Consider the following 17,696-nt stretch of genomic DNA (forward strand, 5'->3'; position numbering starts at 1 on the left):
TGAGCAGTTCCAGATCGGAGCGCGCGCCGGAAATGAGAGCCGATAATGGATGAAACCGTTAACGCCGTCGCTGAGACCGGCGTGGAGGCTCCAGGTCGCAAAGTCGAGGCTGAGCCTGGGGACGTTCAAGCGGCCGAGCGCGCGGCGCATCCCCACGCGCCATATCAGGACGTGCGTCGCCTGCGGGCTGACGCCGAGGCGGTCCGGAAGGCGTTTGAGTCAGGAGAATTTCCTTACAAGACCCGCCTGAGCGAGAAGGTCTACCTGCGGCACATGGAACTCCTGCAGGTGGAGCTCCTCAAAGCGCAAAACTGGGTGAAGGAGACCGGTCAACGCATCGTCTTGCTGTTCGAGGGGCGCGACGCCGCCGGCAAGGGCGGCACCATCAAGCGCTTTATGGAACATCTCAATCCGCGCGGCGCGCGGGTCGTCGCCCTGGAAAAGCCATCCGAGCGCGAGCGCAGCCAGTGGTATTTCCAGCGCTACATCCAGCACCTGCCGGCGGCCGGCGAGATCGTTTTCTTCGACCGCTCTTGGTACAATCGCGCCGGCGTCGAGCGCGTGATGAATTTCTGCACCCCGAATGAATATCTCGACTTCATGCGCCAATGTCCCGATCTTGAGCGCATGTTCGTCAATTCCGGCGTTCGCCTCTACAAATATTGGTTCTCGGTGACGCGCGAGGAACAGCAGCGCCGCTTCCGCTCGCGCATGAACGATCCCTTGAAGCAGTGGAAACTCTCGCCGATCGATCGCGCGTCGATGGACAAATGGGACGATTACACCGAGGCGAAGGAGGCGATGTTCTTCTTCTCCGACACGGCCGACGCGCCTTGGATCGTCATCAAATCGGACGACAAAAAGCGCGCGCGCCTGAATTGCATGCAGCACTTTTTATCGAGCCTCGATTATCCGAATAAAGATCATAGCGTCGTACACGGGCCCGATCCGCTCATCGTCGGCGCCAGCGCACACGTCATCGGCCGCGACGAGCACATCCTGGGCAAGTCGCTTGCGATGGATAACGAGAAGAAGCGCAAGCGTTCGCGCTAGGGCTTTACGGTATGGGCGTGGACATCGCGCCCGGAATGGCGCGCCAAAATCTCCTTTGCCTTACGTTCGCGCTCGGCGTCCCAGGTCCGCACCCAGAGGAGCAAGCCGCCGTGGCGCAGCTGTTCTTCGAGGTGTTTCGCGTGATGTTCGCCGATCAGCCTGGCCAAGGCCGCGCCGAGCACGCCGGCGCTTCCTCCCGCGAGCAGCGCGCCCGCGATCACGGTCGCCAGGGCGCCGCCCGACGCGAATATGGCGCTGATCGCCGCGCCGGCGCCGACATACACCAGCCCGCCGATCACGCCGCCTTGCGCATCGCCGATCGATTCCACCGACACGTAATGCGTCCGCGGCGCGGCCTCCACGTCTTCAAGCTCGGTGACTTTCTTGTATTTATGACCGAGCTTCTCATCGACGGCCTCCTCGCTTGCGAGCAGACTGATCTCAGCGCGATCGAACCCCGACGACATCAGATCGTCGATGGCCTCTTGGAGCGCGCCAGCGTCGTTGAAGACGCCAACGACCTCGCGCGTCTGACTCAGTTCTTCTTCGATTGTCATTAAAGCGTCTCCTTGAAAAAGGGCTGTCCGGCGAGCGCAAACCGCGCCGTATCTGATGGATAAGGGCCCGGATCGCGGAACTTCAAGCGCGCGGCTGGCCGATTGCGGCGAACGCCGCCGTGGCGAATCGACGCCTCGCTGCTGATGCGGGTCGTCGCTACTTGTTGTCACGCCTTCTTGGTCTTGAGCTCATAGCCACCATTTGAAACTCGTGGCCGCCATTTGAATTGAAACCACTAAGTTGGAGAAGGCAGCATGTCAGTCGACGAAAAGACGATCGGAGCGCTGCGTGAGGCGCTCGACGACGAGTACAAGGCTCGCGCGACCTATCAAAGCGTGATCGACAGATTCGGGCCGGTTAGACCTTTTGTGAATATCATTGAAGCCGAAGAGCGCCACGCGAACGCGCTTCTCGGTCTTTTTGAACGCTTCGGCATCGAGCCGCCGAAAGATAGATGGGCGGGTCAGGTCCCGGCGCCCTCGAGTCTTGCCGAAGCGTGCAAAGCGGGAGTCGAGGCGGAGATCGAGAACGCCGCGATGTATGAGCGGCTTTTGGCGCAAGTGAGCGACGCGAGAGTTCGCGACGTCTTGACGCGGCTTCAACAGGCTTCGCAACAGCGCCACCTCCCGGCGTTCCGTCGCTGTGCGGAGCGTCGATCCGGTGTATGAGCGCTCTCTTCCTTGCAGTGCGGTTGCACGGGTCTTGCCGCTATCGCCACGGCCCCGCCTGGAACATTGGCTCGCGTTGAACATGATCGTTGAGAGCGACAGCGGTCCCGCGTTCAACGGGCCAGCATCCAACCGCCGAGGCCAATGAGAACGACTCCGCCGATCATGCGGCTGATGGCTGCGTAGCGAGTATTGACAATTTTCTGCACGGCGAAGGCGGCCAATCCGAAGATGATGAGATCGTCCAGCATAAAAAAGGCGACATAGAGCCCGATGTAGGCATAGTGCAGAGCGATCGGCAGATCGGTTAACGCAAGCAGGTGCGTGTAGATCGCCGGTAATGCTGCAGAGCAGATGAATTCGATCGCGTTCACCGCGAAGGCCAGCGCAATCACCATGATGAGGCTGGCGATCCCTACGGGCGCGGCGACGATCTTGCGTCCCCATTGCATCGTGCGCTGGCGCTGCTCCAGGTCGCCCACTTCGCAGACGACCTCTCCGCGCGCCCTTGCGACGCCGATGAGATGGTCGAGGCCGAAACCGATGGCCGTCAGCGCGATGAGCTGCGTGAGCGGACGAATATATCCAATGAAAAGAAAAGTGTTGAGCCACGCGGTCATGAACAGGAAGTACAGGACTCCTGAAGCGAGCACGAACGTGCCCACCAGCCACCAGATTTTTCGCCGATCCTGAATATTCACGATGAGAGATATCAGGTAGATCAGCACCCACATCGCGCATGGATTGAAGCCGTCCGACAAACCCATGAGCGCTGTCAGCGCGAGAAGGGAATGATGCGTCGGATCGACTTCGCCGATGAGCGGAATAGTAATTTTCGATTCGGCGGCGCGTCGCGCGACGGTTTCCTGGCCGGAAAGCAGCGCGAGAATTTCGCGCCCGGTGGTTTGCGTTGAGTCAAAGCCAATGACATAGCGCGAGCCGCGCACGAAGAGAGGAACGGCTGGGTCTTCTATGCCGTAGTGCTTCACGACTCTACGAAAGAGCGCCTCGCTCGACGGTTTTGAAATGTCATGTAGCACGTAAGCGATTTTGCGCCGCTGTTTGAGAAACTCGATGGCTTCATGGCAATGCGGACAGTCGGGCGAGAAAAATACATGCAGCTGGCCGTCCTCGCGCCAGTCGATCTGCGCGGGCGGCGGGCTGGCCGGCTCCGCAAACTGCAGCCACGCGAAAGCGACTCCAAGAAGAACGACGAGCGCGACGCGAAATGGAGGGAGTTTCAACCTTCGCTCCTTTGCAAATGCGGGAAAATAAATTTAGCAGATCTGGAGATGGATCCGCTGTGTCTGTTAGGCGCCGAACGTCCCGCGCGCCCTGCATCTTCGACGTATCGTTGGGCTGAAGGCGCTAGGGCGCATTGCCGTCTCGCCAAGCGCTATCTTCAAAAAAATTTAACCATAAAGTTAAGGCCCTGCTTGCACTGCAGATATCGCTTGTTTAAAAAAGGAACGCTGAAGCTGGAAGAGGCGCGCGAGTCGCTGCCCTTCCCCTTCCCGAGGGGCCCGAGACATGCGCTCGGTCGACTGAGCCCTAACAGCTGTGGGCGGCGCGGCCGCCCCTTACGAGCGCCCCAAAAGGAAATCCTATGCTGCGATCTCTTGGTCTTGCAGGAACGATGACGCTTGTACTTTTGACTGCGCCCGCGAATGCTTTCGATGTCATGTCCCCGGATTATGGCGGACGCGTGGAGCAATATGAAGCTAGGCTTGCGAGGGCGCGAGCTCGGGGCGAGCCGATCCGGATTGGCCCGACTGAATGCGATTCCTCATGCACGCTTTATCTGGCGAATCCCCAGTCCTGCGTTTCCGAGGGTGCGGTTTTCGGCTTCCATGCGCCCTGGTTTGGCGGGCCCGAGGGGGGCGTCGTCGATCCGCGCATGACGGCGGTTTTCGCCGCGCATTATAAGCCCGGGCTGCGCCAGGCCTTCATGGCTCACGTGCGACGCCACGGCAATCAAGCTCCGGCGCCCATGATGCGCATCACCGGCCGCCAGCTCGCGGCGTATGGCTATCGCCTCTGCTGATCTAGGGCAGATCGATGGGCGCGGAGATTCGATCAGCCGATCGAAGCGCTCCGCGCTCATACCAACCCTTGCTCCGATTGACGATCCAGACGACGCTCAGCATCACTGGAACTTCGATCAGGACGCCAACAACGGTGGCGAGCGCAGCGCCCGAATCAAAGCCAAAGAGGCTGATGGCCGCCGCGACCGCCAGTTCGAAGAAATTGCTCGCCCCGATCAGCGCCGAAGGGCCGGCGACGCAATGCGCCTCTCCCGCCGCGCGATTGAGCAGATAGGCGAGCCCGGCGTTGAAATAGACCTGGATCAGTATCGGCGCCGCAAGCATGGCGATGATCGCGGGTTGCCGGATGATCTGTTCCCCCTGAAAACCAAAGAGCAGAACGAGCGTCGCGAGCAGCGCGATGAGCGACGCCGGGCCGATATGCGCGAGCGTTCTGGCGAGACCCTTTTCGCCGCTTGCCGCGAGCAGCCGTTTGCGGGCGAGCTGGGCGATGATCACCGGAACGAGGATGTAGAGGACCACCGAGAGAAACAGCGTGTCCCAGGGCACGACGATCGAGGACAATCCAAGCAGCAACCCGACGATGGGCGCGAAAGCGACGATCATGATTGCGTCGTTGAGCGCGACCTGGCTCAGCGTGAAATGCGGCTCGCCCTTGGTGAGATTCGACCAGACGAACACCATGGCGGTGCAAGGGGCCGCCGCAAGCAGGATCAGGCCGGCGATGTAGGAGTCGATCTGGTCCGCCGGCAAATAGGGCCGAAACAGATAGCCGATGAAAATCCATCCGAGCAGCGCCATTGAAAAGGGCTTTACCGCCCAGTTGACGGCGAGCGTGACGCCAATCCCGCGCCAGTGACGCCCGACTTCGGCGAGCGCGGCGAAGTCGATCTTCATCAGCATCGGCGTGATCATGAGCCAGATGAGCGCCGCGACGGGCAAATTGACCTTTGCGACCTCCATCGCGCCAATGGCGTGAAACACGCCCGGCAAGAAATGGCCCAGCGCGACGCCGGCGACGATGCAAAGCGCCACCCAGAGCGAGAGATAGCGTTCGAAAATGGTCATGACTTACTCCGCGGTCGCGTTCGGCGATGTTGTGCCTTCCATCTCGCCGATTTCGCGCAGGCGCTGGCTGAGCGCGAGTTTGTCGAGGCGATGCAGCGGAATCGCGCAGAACTGATCGACGCGGTTGCGCAGGTAGCGGAAGGCGGTGGCGAAGGCGCGCTGCTTTTCTATGTCGCTTCCTTCGACCGCCGCAGGGTCTTCGATGCCCCAATGCGCCGTCATCGGCTGACCGGGCCATGCCGGGCAAGCTTCGCCCGCTGCGCTGTCACAGACGGTGAAGACGAAATCCATGCGCGGCGCGTCAGGGCGGGCGAACTCGTCCCAGCTTTTGGAACGATAGCCTTCGGAAGGAAGGCCCATCGTCTCCAGCGTTTTGAGCGCGTAAGGGTTCACCTCGCCCTTGGGATGGCTGCCGGCGGAAAAAACGTTGAACCGGCCGGCGCCACGCTCGCGCAGCAGCGCTTCGGCCATGATCGAACGCGCGCTATTGCCGGTGCAGAGGAACAGCACGTTGTAGATCCTGTCTGTCATTGGCGAGACTCACATTTGATGCGTGCAAGAGAGTCGGCGGGGGCGCATGGCGCGCCGCCGCAACAGTCTTCGGCGAGGAAGCGCGCCAGCGCATTCAGCCGCGAAAGATCCGCCCGATAGACGATGCTGCGGCCGGTGCGGGCGCTGATGACCAGCTTTGCCTGCGAAAGGACATTGAGATGGGCGGAAAGCGTGTTTTGCGGAACGCAGAGCGCCCGCGCGACGTCGCCGGCCGGCAGACCCTCGGGCTCGTGCCGGACGAGCAAACGGAAGGTCTCGAGCCGCGTCGGCTGCGAAAGCGCGGAAAGACAGGCGAGAGCCGCTTCTATTTCCATAAATCCAGATATATCGAAATAAATGACGGCGCAATGACATTCCTATGGGCGCGCCCGCATTGTTGCGCGGCCTTAGCTCTGTTACCGAAGCGTATTGTCAGGAGCATTTCGCATGATCCGTCGTCCGCTCGTCGCCGGAAATTGGAAAATGAACGGGCTGCGCGCCTCGCTGGCCGAGATCGAGGCGATGGGCGCCGCCTATGACGATGCGCTGCGCGCGCGCGCCGAACTGATCGTCTGCCCGCCGGCCACGCTGATCGCCCTCGCGCGCGAGATTGCGATGCGGGGCGGCTTGGGCCTGGGCGGGCAGGATTGCCATGCCGAGGCCAGCGGAGCTCACACGGGCGACATTTCCGCCGAGATGCTCAAGGACGCCGGCGCGTCCTACGTCATCGTCGGCCACAGTGAACGTCGTTCGGACCATGGCGAGACCGACGCCGACGTGCGGGCGAAAGCCGCCGCCGCCCTGCGCGCCGGACTCACGCCGATCATTTGCGTCGGCGAAACGCGCGCCGAGCGAGAGGCAGGCGATGCGTTGAGCGTCGTCGGCGCGCAGATCGAGGGCTCTCTCCCCGCTGACGGGCCTGCGCATATCGTCGTCGCCTATGAGCCGGTCTGGGCGATCGGCACAGGCTTGACGCCGACCGTCGATGACGTCGCCGAAATGCACGCCTTCGCGCGCGAGCGGATCGAAGCCAAGCTCGGCGGCGGCAAGAGCGGCGATGTGCGCATTCTCTACGGCGGGTCGGTCAAGCCGTCGAACGCCCGCGAATTGATGCATGTCGCCAATGTCGACGGCGCGCTGGTTGGCGGCGCGAGTTTGACGGCCAAGGATTTTATCGGCGTCGCGAGCGCCTATCGCTGATCAGGCGAAGCTGGACAATCGGATGGGCTCGAATAAAGTCATCCGTTCAGAAGGGTTTGTTTTCATCAATCGATTGAAAGAGAGGCGCGCCATGAGCCCGAATGATTTCGGCGTCATTGAATTGGTCGATGAAGACCGCGTCTATCCCGGTTCGCGATTCAGCGAAGTGCGCGACGCGGTGTTCGCCAATCCCTATCAAAAGATCTGGGGCGCGCCAGGGGAAGAGCCGCTCCCCTTCGTGATGCCGACCTTTTTCGACATGTTGCGCGCGCTTTGGAGGGGCAGGCACTTCCTGACGCAGGCCGCCGAGCGATCGGTCGATGCGCGCAGCGATCTCAGGTGGGGGCCTGACAAAAAAGGCTTCAGACGCATCGTGCATCCCTGGGGCGTCGTTCTGACGGGGGTCTGGGAAATTACCGAGGACAGCGGCTACACCGGTTATTTCCAGAAGGGCAGCAAGGCGCTTGTCGTCGCGCGCTATTCCAACGGCGGGGCGGTGAAGCGCGGCAAACCGCGCGGGCAGGGCATCGCCGGCAAGCTCTTTCCGACGACCGACCCAGACCATAAAGAGCCGTTGCAGACGGCGAACTTCTTCACGATCGACGATATCGTCGGCGCATCGACGCGCAACATCAACGATGTTGATTTCGTCAATGCGCCGAACGTCACGCTTTCGAATGATTGGCGGACCTCGCCAATTGTCATGACCGCGGGCGTCGTATTCGCGATCACCGATAAGGATCCGACCGAGCGGCAGCTCCACGAAGTCGCCGAGCTCGGCAAGCCTCGCGACATTCCTACCCGAGCGCCGCGCTTCATGCGCTTAAAGCTTGCGCCGGGTCATCCGCGAATTGAAGGAGATGACCTCGATTCACGCGACGAATTGCTGGCGATGATGTTCGACAAGGGCGATCCAACGCCGAGGCGCGAGATCGTTTTCACCATCGAGGTCACTGAGGATGGCGAAGTGACCGGCCGCACTGGATTTAAGAAGGGAACGTTTCGCAATTGGCGGCGGATCGGCGCGCTGACGTTCGACAACGCCGTCGTTTCCTACAACGGCGATCACGTCTTGCATTTCCACCATCCGAACTGGCGCATCGATCGCAACGATCCGGCGACCAGGTTCCGGCCCTCGCCAACGAGCAGCGAAGCGGAAAAGGCCGACGCGATGTAGGCTTGCCGCCTCGCCAAGCGACCGATATAAGCGCGGCGCCTACTAATACTCCAACGACGAGGCGATGCGCTCCTATGGCGATCGAACGCACTTTTTCCATTCTCAAGCCCGACGCGACGAAGCGCAATCTCACAGGTAAGATCAACGCGCTGATCGAAGATGCGGGCCTGCGCATCGTCGCTCAGAAGCGCATCCGCATGTCGCGTGAACAGGCGGAGGCCTTTTACGCTGTGCATAAGGAGCGGCCGTTTTTCGGCGAGCTCGTCGACTTCATGATTTCCGAACCGGTTGTCGTGCAGGTGCTTGAAGGCGAGAACGCCATTGCGCGCTACCGCGAAGTCATGGGCGCGACCAATCCCGCGAACGCCACGCCGGGCACAATTCGCAAGGAACATGCGCTGAGCGTCGGCGAGAACTCGGTGCATGGCTCCGACGCGCCGGAAACCGCGGCGGTGGAAATCGCGCAGTTCTTTTCCGGCAACGAGATCGTCGGCTAATCAAGGCGACAGCCCGCGCTTGTCGCGGGCGTCCACCCTTTTTACACGTGACATGTGACGGCGTGGATGGCCGGGCCAAGCCCGGCGCCTGCGGCGCGGAAATTAGGCCGCCGCGTTCTCAGGGAAATACGCCTGCATCATCCTGTCGCGATAGGCGACAAGGTTGGCGTTCGCCAGCGCCGCGTCGCGAACGGCGCTCTCCGACATCGGCGATAAGACCGACGCCACAAAGGCGAAGACCGTCGCGTCGGCGCCGCAGGGCGCATCGCCGAACAAATAGGGCTTGTCGCCGATCAGCGTCGCGAGGGCTTCGATGTCGCGCACGCCGAGCGCATCAATTTCCGACGGGCTGTGACGGCCTATGCCCTGCGCCCAAAGCGATTTGGCGATCTTGCGGCGAATGAACCATTTCGCCAGCGGGCGCGCGATGGCTGGCACGCTTGAGAAAAAACGCGCCGGACCGCGTTCGAAATTACCGTCATCCATCCAGCGCGTATGGACGATGATCCAATAGAGATGTTCTTCGCACATCTTCTCGACGCACCAGCCGACGGCCTTTTGCGCGTCGCTCAACTGCGCGTCGAAGTCCACGCCGTATTTCTTTTCGATATGGAAGCGAATGAAGGTTGAATCGGCGACGGTTTCGCCGTCGTCGTTGATGTAGGGCTGCTTGCCTTTCGGCGCTTTCGAGAACCCGCTGCGGTCTTCGACATAGTCGAGTCCCGCCATCTTCAAAAGCACCATCGCTTTCGTCACGAAAGGCGATGCGTCCGGCAGTCCGGCGACAGGGCGGAAGCAGTAAAGCGTGATCGTCATGAAATTCCTTGGGTCGGCGCGATGGCGTCGGGAACGATAAGGGCTGCCTCGCGGGGCGCCGGCGCCGCGAGCACGCGATTGCCTTCGATCCGTACGGCGCCCGACGCGACCAGCCGCAGCGCCATCGGATAAATGACATGCTCCTGGGCAAGCACGCGCGCGGCGAGCGTCTGCGGCGTGTCGTCGTCGAGCACGGGCACGGCGGCCTGCGCGACGATCGGACCTTCGTCCATTTCCGGTACGACGAAATGCACGGTGGCGCCGTGAATCTTTACGCCGTCGGCCAGCGCGCGCTCATGCGTGTCGAGTCCGCGGTAGGACGGCAACAGGGCAGGGTGAATGTTGAGCATGCGCCCGCGCCAGAGGCCGACGAACCAGGGCGTGAACATGCGTAGAAAGCCTGCGAGGCAAATGAATTCGATGCGGTAGGTTTCCAGCACCAATTGCAGCGAACGCTCGAATTCCTCGCGTCCGGCGTAAATCTTGTGGTCGACAGCGGCCGTCGCGACGCCGGCGGCCTTCGCCTTGGCGAGGCCCGGCGCATCGGGGCGATTGGAAAGCACAAGGGCGATTTCGGCCGGGAAGCTGGGGTCCCTGGCGGCGGCGATCAGCGCGTCCATGTTTGAGCCGCGCCCCGAGATGAGAATCGCGGTGCGCAGCCGCGTCACAACGTCAGAGTCCCGTGCGTAACGACCCGCTCGCCGTCGGTCTCGACGACTTTGCCAATGCGCACGGGCTTCTCGCCGACAGCGCGCAAGGCCGATTCCACCTCGCCGGCGGCGGGCTCGGAGGCCACCACCACCATGCCGATACCGCAGTTGAAGGTGCGCAGCATCTCGCTTGCCGCGATGCCGCCCGTCTCGGCGAGCCAACGGAAAACCGGCGGAGGCGCGAACGTCGACAGATCGAGCGCAACGCCGAGCCCGCTTGGCAGCACGCGTGGGAGATTGTCGGGAAAGCCGCCGCCGGTGATATGGGCGAGGGCGACGATTTGCGGCGTCGCCTTCAAGGCCGCGAGCAGGGGCTTCACGTAGATGCGGGTCGGCGTCAACAGCGCCTTGGCCAGATTGAGGTCTCGCGCGAAAGGCGCGGTGGCGCTCCACGCAAGGCCGGCGCGCTTCACAACGCTGCGTACGAGCGAATAGCCATTGGAATGGACGCCGGAGGAGGGGAGTCCGAAAAGCACGTCACCGGCATGGACGTCGCGGGGTAGAAGGCGATCGCGCTCTGCGGCGCCGACCGCGAATCCGGCGAGGTCATAGTCGCCGCGCGCATAGAGGCCGGGCATTTCCGCGGTTTCGCCGCCGAGCAGGGCGCACCCCGCCTCGACGCAACCGGCGGCGATGCCCTTCACCACCGACGTCGCGACGTTCGGGTCGAGTTTGGCCGCCGCGTAATAATCCAGGAAGAAAAGCGGCTCGGCGCCCTGAACGATCAGGTCATTGACGCACATGGCGACGAGATCGATTCCGATCGTCTCATGCAGACCGGATTCGATCGCGATCTTCACCTTGGTGCCGACGCCGTCGTTCGCCGCGACGAGGACAGGATCGGAAAATCCGGCGGCCTTGAGATCGAATACGCCGCCAAAGCCGCCGATCTCGCCGTCGGCGCCGGAGCGCCGCGTCGAACGCACGGCGGGACGGATCATGTCGACGAACCGATTGCCTGCGTCGATGTCGACGCCGGCGCCAGCGTAGGTAAGGCCCGAATTTCTCTGTTGCATTTCATCCTTCGCGTCGTGGGCGCCGGCGTTAGATGGGCGCAAGCGGCGGCGGCTGTCAAATCCGCTCGGAACGGCTACGCTCTTGTGCGTTTGCACAAAGTTTTTTCCGTAGCGCGGCATATGAATGTCGCCGCAAAGGAGCAGCGCCATGAAGATTCGGTTCACCATTAACGATATCGCGGCCGCCCGCGACGCCGGCGCGATTGACGCCGCGTCCTTCGAGCGGCTGTCACAGTTTCTTGCGTCGCGGCGCGCGGCACTCGCGGAGGCGACGTCCCAAGCGCCGCGCTATGACGTCGTCAACCTGCTTTGGTACGCCGGCGCGCTGATCGTGCTCGGCGCCATGGGCATGTTTTCGACGACGGCCTTTGGCCTTTGGGGCGATAAGGCGCTGCTGGTCACCGCGATCGTCTACGCCGCCATGTTCGCCTTCGCCGGCGCTTATCTCTGGCGTCGGCGCGACCTGCATACGCCCGGCGGGCTGCTCATCGCTTGCGCGGTCGGCATGGCGCCGCTCGCGATCTTCGCGCTGCAGTCGATGTACGACGTCAATCCGGCGGGGGAGGCGCGCCCCTACCGGGACTTCTACGTTTGGATCCAATCCAGCTGGCTTCCCATGGAGCTTGGAACGATCGGCGCGGCGTCTGTCGCACTGCTCGCCTTTCCCTTTCCGTTCCTCGTCATGATCATCGCCTTCGCGCTCTGGTTCATGTCGATGGATCTGACGCCCTGGCTCATGGGCGTCGCAGAATTTTCATGGGATCAGCGGGCGACGGTGAGCATGTATTTTGGGCTCGTCGTCCTCGCCGTGGCCTGGCTCGTCGATCTCAAGCGGTGGCGGAACGGCGATTTCGCCTTCTGGCTGCATCTCTTCGGGCTACTGGCCTTTTGGGGGGGGCTGACGGCCCAGCACAGCGGCAACGAATTGGGTAAGGCGCTCTACTGCGGCGTCAACGTGGGACTGATTTTTCTGTCGCTCTTCCTGATGCGCCGCGTCTATGCGGTATTCGGCGCCGTTGGCGTCACGACTTATCTGAGCTATCTCGCCGGCAGCGTTTTCAAGGATTCGATCCTTTTCCCCTTCGCGCTGTCGGGCATCGGCGTTCTGCTCATCGTCTTCGGCCTCTTGTTTCACCGCTACGGCGCCGCCATCGGCGAAACGATCGGCGAATTGTTGCCGGCGCATTTGCGCGGATTGCGCCCCGCGCATGCTCGCGAGCAGGACTCCGCATGAGCGCTTGCCGAGTTGGCGGCGCTTTAGCGGGAGTTTCCGTTGATTGCGCTTTAGGCGGCGGCGGATTATATAGGCAAAATCCCAACATGGACGGTCGTTCTGTGGGTCGCTGGCGCCGGGCGGCGCGGCGCCAGACGTCGCCCCCATGCCTGATCAAGGAGTTTGCAGATGGGCAACGCCCCGCTGATGCCGAAGGCCACGGCCGTTTGGCTCGTCGAAAATACATCACTGACGTTCGATCAGATCGCCGATTTCTGCAAACTGCATCCGCTCGAAGTGAAGGGCATCGCCGATGGCGAGGTCGCGGCTGGAATTCGTGGCCATGATCCGATCACCTCCGGGCAGCTCACGCGCGAGGAGATCGAAAAGGCCGAGAAAAACTCGGCCCATCGCCTCCATCTCTCCGTCTCCAAGGTCGTCGTGCCGGAGGTCAAGAAGGCGCGCGGTCCGCGCTATACGCCCCTCTCGCGCCGTCAGGACCGTCCGAACGCGATTCTGTGGCTCGTGCGCAATCATCCGGAGCTGAAGGACGCCCAGGTCATGCGTCTCGTCGGCACCACAAAAACGACGCTGAAGGCGATCCGCGAGCGCACCCACTGGAATTCCGCGGCGCTGACGCCGATGGACCCGGTGACGCTCGGGCTTTGCTCGCAGATTGATCTCGACTTTGAGGTTAATCGCGCGGCGAAGGACAAGCCGGCGACCGTGGAGGATCATGGCCAGACGCTGGTTCCTGCAAGCGTCACCACCAGTCCGCGGCCCGAGCCGTCCACGACCGAGGACGTCTTCGGCAAGGCCAAGCCCGCGGCGCCGCCGGACGATGAAGATAATTTCGACGCCGATCGCGTGTTCGGACGGCTCAAGGACGTCGATTTCGGCGAGTGACGACGCTGGTCTTCGCGCGAGCGCCGATTGATCAACCGGTAGCTCGCGCGTATCTTTCACAGAGCTTAGCCGCGCGGACGTTACGCCTATCGCGCTGGCGAGGTCGCTTTCGCCGTGATCACATTCTCGCTGGCGAACCTTTGGACTCTCCGGATGACCAACTCGCCTTATGATCGCGACCTCGAACGAAATCCCGCCAATTTCCAGCCGCTGACTCCAATCACCTTTCTGGAGCGCGCCGCAGCCGTCTTTCCCGAACGCATCGCGATCGCGCACGGCCAGCTGCGGCGCAATTATCGCGATTTTTACGCCCGAAGCCTGCGGCTCGCGAGCGCGCTCGAAAAGGCGGGGCTTGGTCGCGGCGACACCGTCTCCGTCATGCTCGCGAACACGCCGGCGATGCTTGAATGCCACTATGGCGTTCCGATGATGGGCGCGGTGCTCAACACGCTGAATACGCGGCTTGACGCTTCGATCCTCGCCTTCACGCTCGATCATGCCGAGACGAAGGCGTTGATTGTCGATCGGGAGTTCTCAGACGTCATTCGCGAAGCGCTCTCGCTCGCGAAGGCGAAGCCCGTGGTCATCGACTACAGCGATCCGGAATATGACGTGCCCGGGGAGCGGCTGGGCTCGATCGAATATGAGGACTTCCTGCGCTCGGGCGACGCCGATTATCGATGGTCGCCGCCGGGCGACGAATGGGACGCGATCTCGCTCAATTACACCTCCGGAACGACGGGCGATCCGAAAGGCGTCGTCTATCATCATCGCGGCGCCTATCTGACCGCGCTTGGCAACGTCCTCACCGGCGACATGGGCCGCCATCCGGTCTATCTGTGGACGCTGCCGATGTTCCATTGCAACGGCTGGTGCTTCCCCTGGTCGATTTCAGTCAACGCCGGAACCCATGTCTGTCTGCGACAGGTGCGCGCCGGCCAGATCTATGAATTGATGGCCGAGCACGGCGTCTCGCATCTGTGCGGCGCGCCCATCGTCATGTCGACGCTGCTCAACGCGACCGAATCGGAAAAGAAGCCGCTGAAGCGGGCCGCGCGATTCTTTACCGCCGCCGCGCCGCCGCCGCAGGCGGTGCTCGCCGGCATGAAAGCCGCCGGATTCGAAGTCACGCATCTTTATGGACTGACCGAAACCTACGGCCCTGCCGCCGTCAATGAATGGCACGACGACTGGGATTTGCTGGACGGCGCCGCACAGGCGCAGATGAAGGCGCGTCAAGGCGTGCGCTATCTGGTTCTCGAAAATCTCGACGTGATAGACCCGGACACGATGCAGCCGGTGCCGCGCGACGGCGCGACGATGGGCGAAGTCATGTTCCGCGGCAACGTCGTGATGAAGGGCTATCTGAAGAACAAGAGCGCCTCGGAAAAAGCCTTCCACGGCGGCTGGTTTCATTCAGGCGATCTGGGCGTGCGCCATCCCGACGGATACATCCAGCTGAAAGACCGTTCGAAGGACATCATCATTTCGGGCGGCGAAAATATTTCCTCGATCGAGGTCGAAGACGCGCTGTTTCGCCATCCCAAGGTTCGCGCCGCCGCGGTGGTGGCCGCCCCTGACGACAAATGGGGCGAAACGCCTTGCGCCTTCGTCGAGCTGAAGGATGGCGAACAGGCGAGCGCGGAGGAGCTGATCGACTGGACGCGCCAGCATCTGGCCCATTTCAAATGCCCGCGCCACGTCGTCTTTTGCGAGCTGCCGAAGACCTCGACAGGGAAGATTCGCAAATATGTTCTACGCGAGCGCGCTCGAGAAATCTGGCCGGCGAGCGTGACGACGGCGTCACTTTAAAAGATGCCGAAGGAACGGCCCAAAAAGAGAAGCCAGCAGTCTTTACGACTGCCGGCTTCGCGTCGGGGGCGGAAGGCCGAAACTTTCCGCGCCCCGCTATGTCGCTTGAATCTAGAAGAAGAGTCCGAGGCAGCCGCCAGCCAGAGCGCCGACGACAGCCGCCGCGATCGTGTTCGGAATGCCGCCAAGCGCGACAGAGGCGAGACCGCCGAGGATCACGGCGCCGATGCCAGCGAAGATGTAGGTGTTCGTGGTGATTTCGAGTTCTTTCTGAGCCATCGTTCTTCACTCCTCTTATTTTCGTTCCCTGAGTTGCGCCTTGTCCGCCGGCGCATTCTCATCCCATGGGCGCGTCATTTCGACGCAGGCCGGAGGTTAGCACAAGTTGGCGCTGAGTCAATTGCCCGTGCGACAGGATGTCGCGCATGTAACCAAATGATAGATATAATGGTTCGGTGTTTGATACGATTTTCGTCGCTCAATAGAGAAAAGAAATTTCGATTTCGATACACTTCTGCGTCGGTTTCGGTCGCGGAGCGCCCGCTTCAATTCGTTTTCGTCGAACTCGGACGTTATACCCCCTGCCGATGACAAAAAAGAACGCTGACGTCGATTCCGTCGATCCCGTGGCGCGCAAACCGGATCGCGGTTTGAAGGCCACACTCTCTCCGCTTCGGCCCTTGCTGCCCTATGCGCTGCGTTACAAGCGAACGATCGTTTTCGCCTTTGTCGCGCTCCTCATGGCGGCGGGCGCGACTCTCACCCTGCCGCTCGCCGTGCGCGGGATGATCGACCACGGCTTTTCGGCCGACAGCGCCGGCGCGGTGAATGCCTATTTCGGCGCGATGATCGCGGTCGCCGCGACGCTCGCGATCGCATCTGGCACCCGCTACTATTTCGTCATGACGCTCGGCGAGCATGTGGTCGCCGACCTGCGCGCCGATCTCTTCAAACATCTCACAGCTCTCGACGCCGCCTTCTACGACACGGCGAAGACAGGCGAGCTTCTCTCCCGGCTGACCGCCGACACGACGCAGCTGAAGTCCGCCTTTGGCTCATCGGCGTCGGTCGCGCTGCGCAATCTCTTCATGTTCTTCGGCGCAATCATCATGATGGTGGCGACGAGCCCCAAGCTTGCCGGTATGACGCTCGCGGCCATCCCGATCATCGTTCTGCCGCTCATCGCGTCAGGCCGGGCGGTGCGCCAGCGCTCCCGCTCCGCTCAGGACACGCTGGCGCAGGCTTCCGCCTATGCCGGGGAAAATCTCTCGGCCGTGCGCGCCATGCAGGCCAACGGCGCACAGGCGTCGACGACGGCGCGATTCACGCGCGCGGTGGTGGCCGCCTATGACGCGGCGCAGGCGGCGACGCTGCTTCGCGCCCTCGTGACCGCCGGAGCGATTCTCGTCGTCTTCACGAGCGTTGTCGGCGTGCTTTGGTTGGGAGCCCAGGATGTGCTCGCCGGACACATGACGTCGGGCGTGCTGTCCCAGTTCGTCCTCTATGCGGTGCTTGGCGCAAGCTCGCTCGGCGAGCTCACCCAGACCTGGAGCGAGCTCTCCGCTGCCGCCGGCGCCGCCGGCCGCATCGCCGAAATTCTTGCCATTCAACCGCGCATCGTGGCCCCGGCGCGGCCGACGCCGCCGCCGGCGCGCTGGCAGGGACGCATCGCCTTCGATCATGTGCGCTTCGCCTATGCGACGGCGCCGGAGAAGCCCGCGTTGCAGGATTTCTCGCTCGTCGTTGCGCCCGGCGAGCGCGTCGCCCTGGTCGGGCCGTCCGGCGCGGGCAAATCGACAACCTTTGCGCTGCTCCTTCGCTTCTACGACGTCGATTCCGGCTCCATTACTCTGGACCGCGTCGACCTGCGCGATCTTGATCCTGTGGCGCTGCGCAGGGCGATCGCGCTCGCTCCGCAGGATCCGGTGATCTTCGGACTCTCCGTCGCCGAAAATATCGCCTACGGCCGTGACGACGCGTCGAGCGGGGAGATCGTCGCCGCGGCGAAGCGCGCCCAGGCGCACGACTTCATCATGGCGCTGCCGATGGGCTACGACACGCTGCTCGGCGAGCGCGGCATCACGCTTTCTGGCGGGCAGCGCCAGCGCCTCGCCATCGCGCGCGCAATCCTCGCCGACGCGCCGGTGCTGCTCCTGGACGAAGCCACCTCGGCGCTCGACGCCGAGAACGAGGCTTTGGTGCAGGCGGCGCTGCATGACGTCATGCAAGGGCGCACGAGCCTCGTTATCGCCCATCGTCTGGCGACGGTGTTGGAAGCCGATCGAATCATCGTGATCGACGAAGGCCGCATCGTCGAGCAGGGCACGCACTCGAGCCTGACCGCCGCGGGCGGCCTTTATGCGCGGCTTGCGAAACTGCAGTTCGACACCGACCGCGCCGGCGCCGCCGCCTGAGCGCGCGGATGT

At 62.6% G+C, this 17,696-nt stretch carries 19 protein-coding genes; 10 read left to right on the forward strand and 9 right to left on the reverse strand.

The genetic code is table 11. The annotated features are described in order from the left end of the window. Nucleotides 1–45 precede the first annotated feature (45 nt). Nucleotides 46–1,053: a polyphosphate kinase 2 gene (ppk2, locus tag IYW40_RS01215; protein WP_196399099.1), complete on the forward strand. Its 1,008-nt coding sequence runs from the start codon at nucleotides 46–48 to the stop codon at nucleotides 1,051–1,053. Here ppk2 and IYW40_RS01220 read toward each other — a convergent pair. Beyond that, entirely contained in the window at nucleotides 1,050–1,610 is a 561-nt protein-coding gene (locus IYW40_RS01220) for a hypothetical protein (protein ID WP_175095099.1), read from the reverse strand. The two genes, ppk2 and IYW40_RS01220, sit on opposite strands and share 4 nt — an antisense overlap. Before the next feature lie 255 nt (nucleotides 1,611–1,865). Here IYW40_RS01220 and IYW40_RS01225 point away from each other — a divergent pair, with 255 nt between their 5' ends. Continuing rightward, nucleotides 1,866–2,279, forward strand: a complete 414-nt coding sequence (locus tag IYW40_RS01225; protein ID WP_196399100.1) for a DUF2202 domain-containing protein — start codon at nucleotides 1,866–1,868, stop codon at nucleotides 2,277–2,279. Between the two features lie 113 nt (nucleotides 2,280–2,392). Here the strand turns inward: IYW40_RS01225 and IYW40_RS01230 are convergent, their stop codons facing one another. Then, a complete protein-coding gene (locus tag IYW40_RS01230) occupies nucleotides 2,393–3,523 on the reverse strand; it encodes a glutaredoxin family protein (RefSeq protein WP_196399101.1) in 1,131 nt (376 codons plus the stop codon). 362 nt (nucleotides 3,524–3,885) lie between these two features. Between IYW40_RS01230 and IYW40_RS01235 the strand changes: the two genes are divergently transcribed. After that, nucleotides 3,886–4,323 (forward strand): hypothetical protein, encoded by a 438-nt coding sequence (locus IYW40_RS01235; protein WP_196399102.1) that lies wholly within the window; start codon nucleotides 3,886–3,888, stop codon nucleotides 4,321–4,323. Between the two features lies 1 nt (nucleotide 4,324). Here the strand turns inward: IYW40_RS01235 and arsB are convergent, their stop codons facing one another. Genes arsB through IYW40_RS01250 form a run of 3 tightly spaced genes read right to left on the reverse strand, consistent with a single transcriptional unit; the run spans nucleotide 4,325 to nucleotide 6,258 of the window. After that, the gene (arsB, locus tag IYW40_RS01240) at nucleotides 4,325–5,392 is read right to left on the reverse strand and encodes an ACR3 family arsenite efflux transporter (protein ID WP_175095095.1); all 1,068 of its coding nucleotides are present in this window, start codon (nucleotides 5,390–5,392) and stop codon (nucleotides 4,325–4,327) included. 3 nt (nucleotides 5,393–5,395) lie between these two features. Beyond that, nucleotides 5,396–5,923, reverse strand: a complete 528-nt coding sequence (locus tag IYW40_RS01245; protein ID WP_196399103.1) for an arsenate reductase ArsC — start codon at nucleotides 5,921–5,923, stop codon at nucleotides 5,396–5,398. Then, nucleotides 5,920–6,258, reverse strand: a complete 339-nt coding sequence (locus IYW40_RS01250; RefSeq protein ID WP_175095093.1) for a metalloregulator ArsR/SmtB family transcription factor — start codon at nucleotides 6,256–6,258, stop codon at nucleotides 5,920–5,922. Before IYW40_RS01250 ends, IYW40_RS01245 begins: the two co-directional genes overlap by 4 nt. Nucleotides 6,259–6,370: 112 nt before the next feature. On the opposite strand from IYW40_RS01250, the gene tpiA reads away from it, so the two are divergent. The 3 genes from tpiA to ndk all read left to right on the forward strand — a co-directional run bounded on the left by tpiA (nucleotide 6,371) and on the right by ndk (nucleotide 8,797). After that, complete coding sequence (gene tpiA, locus IYW40_RS01255; RefSeq protein ID WP_196399104.1) at nucleotides 6,371–7,123, forward strand: triose-phosphate isomerase; 753 nt, start codon at nucleotides 6,371–6,373, stop codon at nucleotides 7,121–7,123. Between the two features lie 91 nt (nucleotides 7,124–7,214). Then, nucleotides 7,215–8,300: a hypothetical protein gene (locus IYW40_RS01260; protein ID WP_196399105.1), complete on the forward strand. Its 1,086-nt coding sequence runs from the start codon at nucleotides 7,215–7,217 to the stop codon at nucleotides 8,298–8,300. A gap of 74 nt (nucleotides 8,301–8,374) precedes the next feature. After that, nucleotides 8,375–8,797: a nucleoside-diphosphate kinase gene (gene ndk, locus IYW40_RS01265; protein WP_196399106.1), complete on the forward strand. Its 423-nt coding sequence runs from the start codon at nucleotides 8,375–8,377 to the stop codon at nucleotides 8,795–8,797. A gap of 102 nt (nucleotides 8,798–8,899) precedes the next feature. Here ndk and IYW40_RS01270 read toward each other — a convergent pair whose 3' ends face one another. The 3 genes from IYW40_RS01270 to purM are packed head-to-tail and all read right to left on the reverse strand — an operon-like array spanning nucleotide 8,900 to nucleotide 11,339. Next, nucleotides 8,900–9,613, reverse strand: coding sequence for a glutathione S-transferase family protein (locus IYW40_RS01270; protein ID WP_196399107.1), 714 nt, complete (start codon nucleotides 9,611–9,613; stop codon nucleotides 8,900–8,902). Continuing rightward, nucleotides 9,610–10,281 (reverse strand): phosphoribosylglycinamide formyltransferase, encoded by a 672-nt coding sequence (gene purN, locus IYW40_RS01275; RefSeq protein WP_196399108.1) that lies wholly within the window; start codon nucleotides 10,279–10,281, stop codon nucleotides 9,610–9,612. Before purN ends, IYW40_RS01270 begins: the two co-directional genes overlap by 4 nt. Beyond that, nucleotides 10,278–11,339 (reverse strand): phosphoribosylformylglycinamidine cyclo-ligase, encoded by a 1,062-nt coding sequence (gene purM / locus IYW40_RS01280; RefSeq protein WP_246720573.1) that lies wholly within the window; start codon nucleotides 11,337–11,339, stop codon nucleotides 10,278–10,280. The genes purN and purM overlap by 4 nt, the downstream gene beginning before the upstream one ends. Before the next feature lie 148 nt (nucleotides 11,340–11,487). Here purM and IYW40_RS01285 point away from each other — a divergent pair, with 148 nt between their 5' ends. From IYW40_RS01285 to IYW40_RS01295, 3 genes are all read left to right on the forward strand, one after another. Next, a complete protein-coding gene (locus IYW40_RS01285) occupies nucleotides 11,488–12,573 on the forward strand; it encodes a hypothetical protein (protein ID WP_196399109.1) in 1,086 nt (361 codons plus the stop codon). Between the two features lie 168 nt (nucleotides 12,574–12,741). After that, nucleotides 12,742–13,458 carry a cell cycle transcriptional regulator TrcR gene (locus tag IYW40_RS01290; protein ID WP_123176458.1) on the forward strand — a complete coding sequence of 239 codons (717 nt, stop codon included), beginning with the start codon at nucleotides 12,742–12,744 and terminating at the stop codon, nucleotides 13,456–13,458. A 153-nt stretch (nucleotides 13,459–13,611) separates the two neighbouring features. Continuing rightward, entirely contained in the window at nucleotides 13,612–15,270 is a 1,659-nt protein-coding gene (locus tag IYW40_RS01295) for an acyl-CoA synthetase (protein WP_196399110.1), read from the forward strand. 111 nt (nucleotides 15,271–15,381) lie between these two features. Here the strand turns inward: IYW40_RS01295 and IYW40_RS01300 are convergent, their stop codons facing one another. Then, nucleotides 15,382–15,549 carry a hypothetical protein gene (locus IYW40_RS01300; RefSeq protein WP_018408675.1) on the reverse strand — a complete coding sequence of 56 codons (168 nt, stop codon included), beginning with the start codon at nucleotides 15,547–15,549 and terminating at the stop codon, nucleotides 15,382–15,384. A gap of 308 nt (nucleotides 15,550–15,857) precedes the next feature. Here IYW40_RS01300 and IYW40_RS01305 point away from each other — a divergent pair, with 308 nt between their 5' ends. Then, entirely contained in the window at nucleotides 15,858–17,684 is a 1,827-nt protein-coding gene (locus IYW40_RS01305; RefSeq protein WP_196399111.1) for an ABC transporter transmembrane domain-containing protein, read from the forward strand. Nucleotides 17,685–17,696: the final 12 nt, after the last annotated feature.

Origin of the sequence: Methylocystis sp. H4A (assembly GCF_015709545.1) — a bacterium.
In the GTDB taxonomy this organism is placed as follows: Bacteria; Pseudomonadota; Alphaproteobacteria; order Rhizobiales; family Beijerinckiaceae; genus Methylocystis; species Methylocystis silviterrae.

Bases quoted from the DNA above. Each gene is read 5' to 3' on its own strand.
- ppk2 (WP_196399099.1), top strand. From the start codon at position 46: ATGGATGAAACCGTTAACGCCGTCGCTGAGACCGGCGTGGAGGCTCCA.
- IYW40_RS01220 (WP_175095099.1), bottom strand. From the start codon at position 1,610: ATGACAATCGAAGAAGAACTGAGTCAGACGCGCGAGGTCGTTGGCGTC.
- IYW40_RS01225 (WP_196399100.1), top strand. From the start codon at position 1,866: ATGTCAGTCGACGAAAAGACGATCGGAGCGCTGCGTGAGGCGCTCGAC.
- IYW40_RS01235 (WP_196399102.1), top strand. From the start codon at position 3,886: ATGCTGCGATCTCTTGGTCTTGCAGGAACGATGACGCTTGTACTTTTG.
- arsB (WP_175095095.1), bottom strand. From the start codon at position 5,392: ATGACCATTTTCGAACGCTATCTCTCGCTCTGGGTGGCGCTTTGCATC.
- IYW40_RS01245 (WP_196399103.1), bottom strand. From the start codon at position 5,923: ATGACAGACAGGATCTACAACGTGCTGTTCCTCTGCACCGGCAATAGC.
- IYW40_RS01250 (WP_175095093.1), bottom strand. From the start codon at position 6,258: ATGGAAATAGAAGCGGCTCTCGCCTGTCTTTCCGCGCTTTCGCAGCCG.
- tpiA (WP_196399104.1), top strand. From the start codon at position 6,371: ATGATCCGTCGTCCGCTCGTCGCCGGAAATTGGAAAATGAACGGGCTG.
- IYW40_RS01260 (WP_196399105.1), top strand. From the start codon at position 7,215: ATGAGCCCGAATGATTTCGGCGTCATTGAATTGGTCGATGAAGACCGC.
- ndk (WP_196399106.1), top strand. From the start codon at position 8,375: ATGGCGATCGAACGCACTTTTTCCATTCTCAAGCCCGACGCGACGAAG.
- IYW40_RS01270 (WP_196399107.1), bottom strand. From the start codon at position 9,613: ATGACGATCACGCTTTACTGCTTCCGCCCTGTCGCCGGACTGCCGGAC.
- purM (WP_246720573.1), bottom strand. From the start codon at position 11,339: ATGCAACAGAGAAATTCGGGCCTTACCTACGCTGGCGCCGGCGTCGAC.
- IYW40_RS01285 (WP_196399109.1), top strand. From the start codon at position 11,488: ATGAAGATTCGGTTCACCATTAACGATATCGCGGCCGCCCGCGACGCC.
- IYW40_RS01290 (WP_123176458.1), top strand. From the start codon at position 12,742: ATGGGCAACGCCCCGCTGATGCCGAAGGCCACGGCCGTTTGGCTCGTC.
- IYW40_RS01295 (WP_196399110.1), top strand. From the start codon at position 13,612: ATGACCAACTCGCCTTATGATCGCGACCTCGAACGAAATCCCGCCAAT.
- IYW40_RS01300 (WP_018408675.1), bottom strand. From the start codon at position 15,549: ATGGCTCAGAAAGAACTCGAAATCACCACGAACACCTACATCTTCGCT.
- IYW40_RS01305 (WP_196399111.1), top strand. From the start codon at position 15,858: ATGACAAAAAAGAACGCTGACGTCGATTCCGTCGATCCCGTGGCGCGC.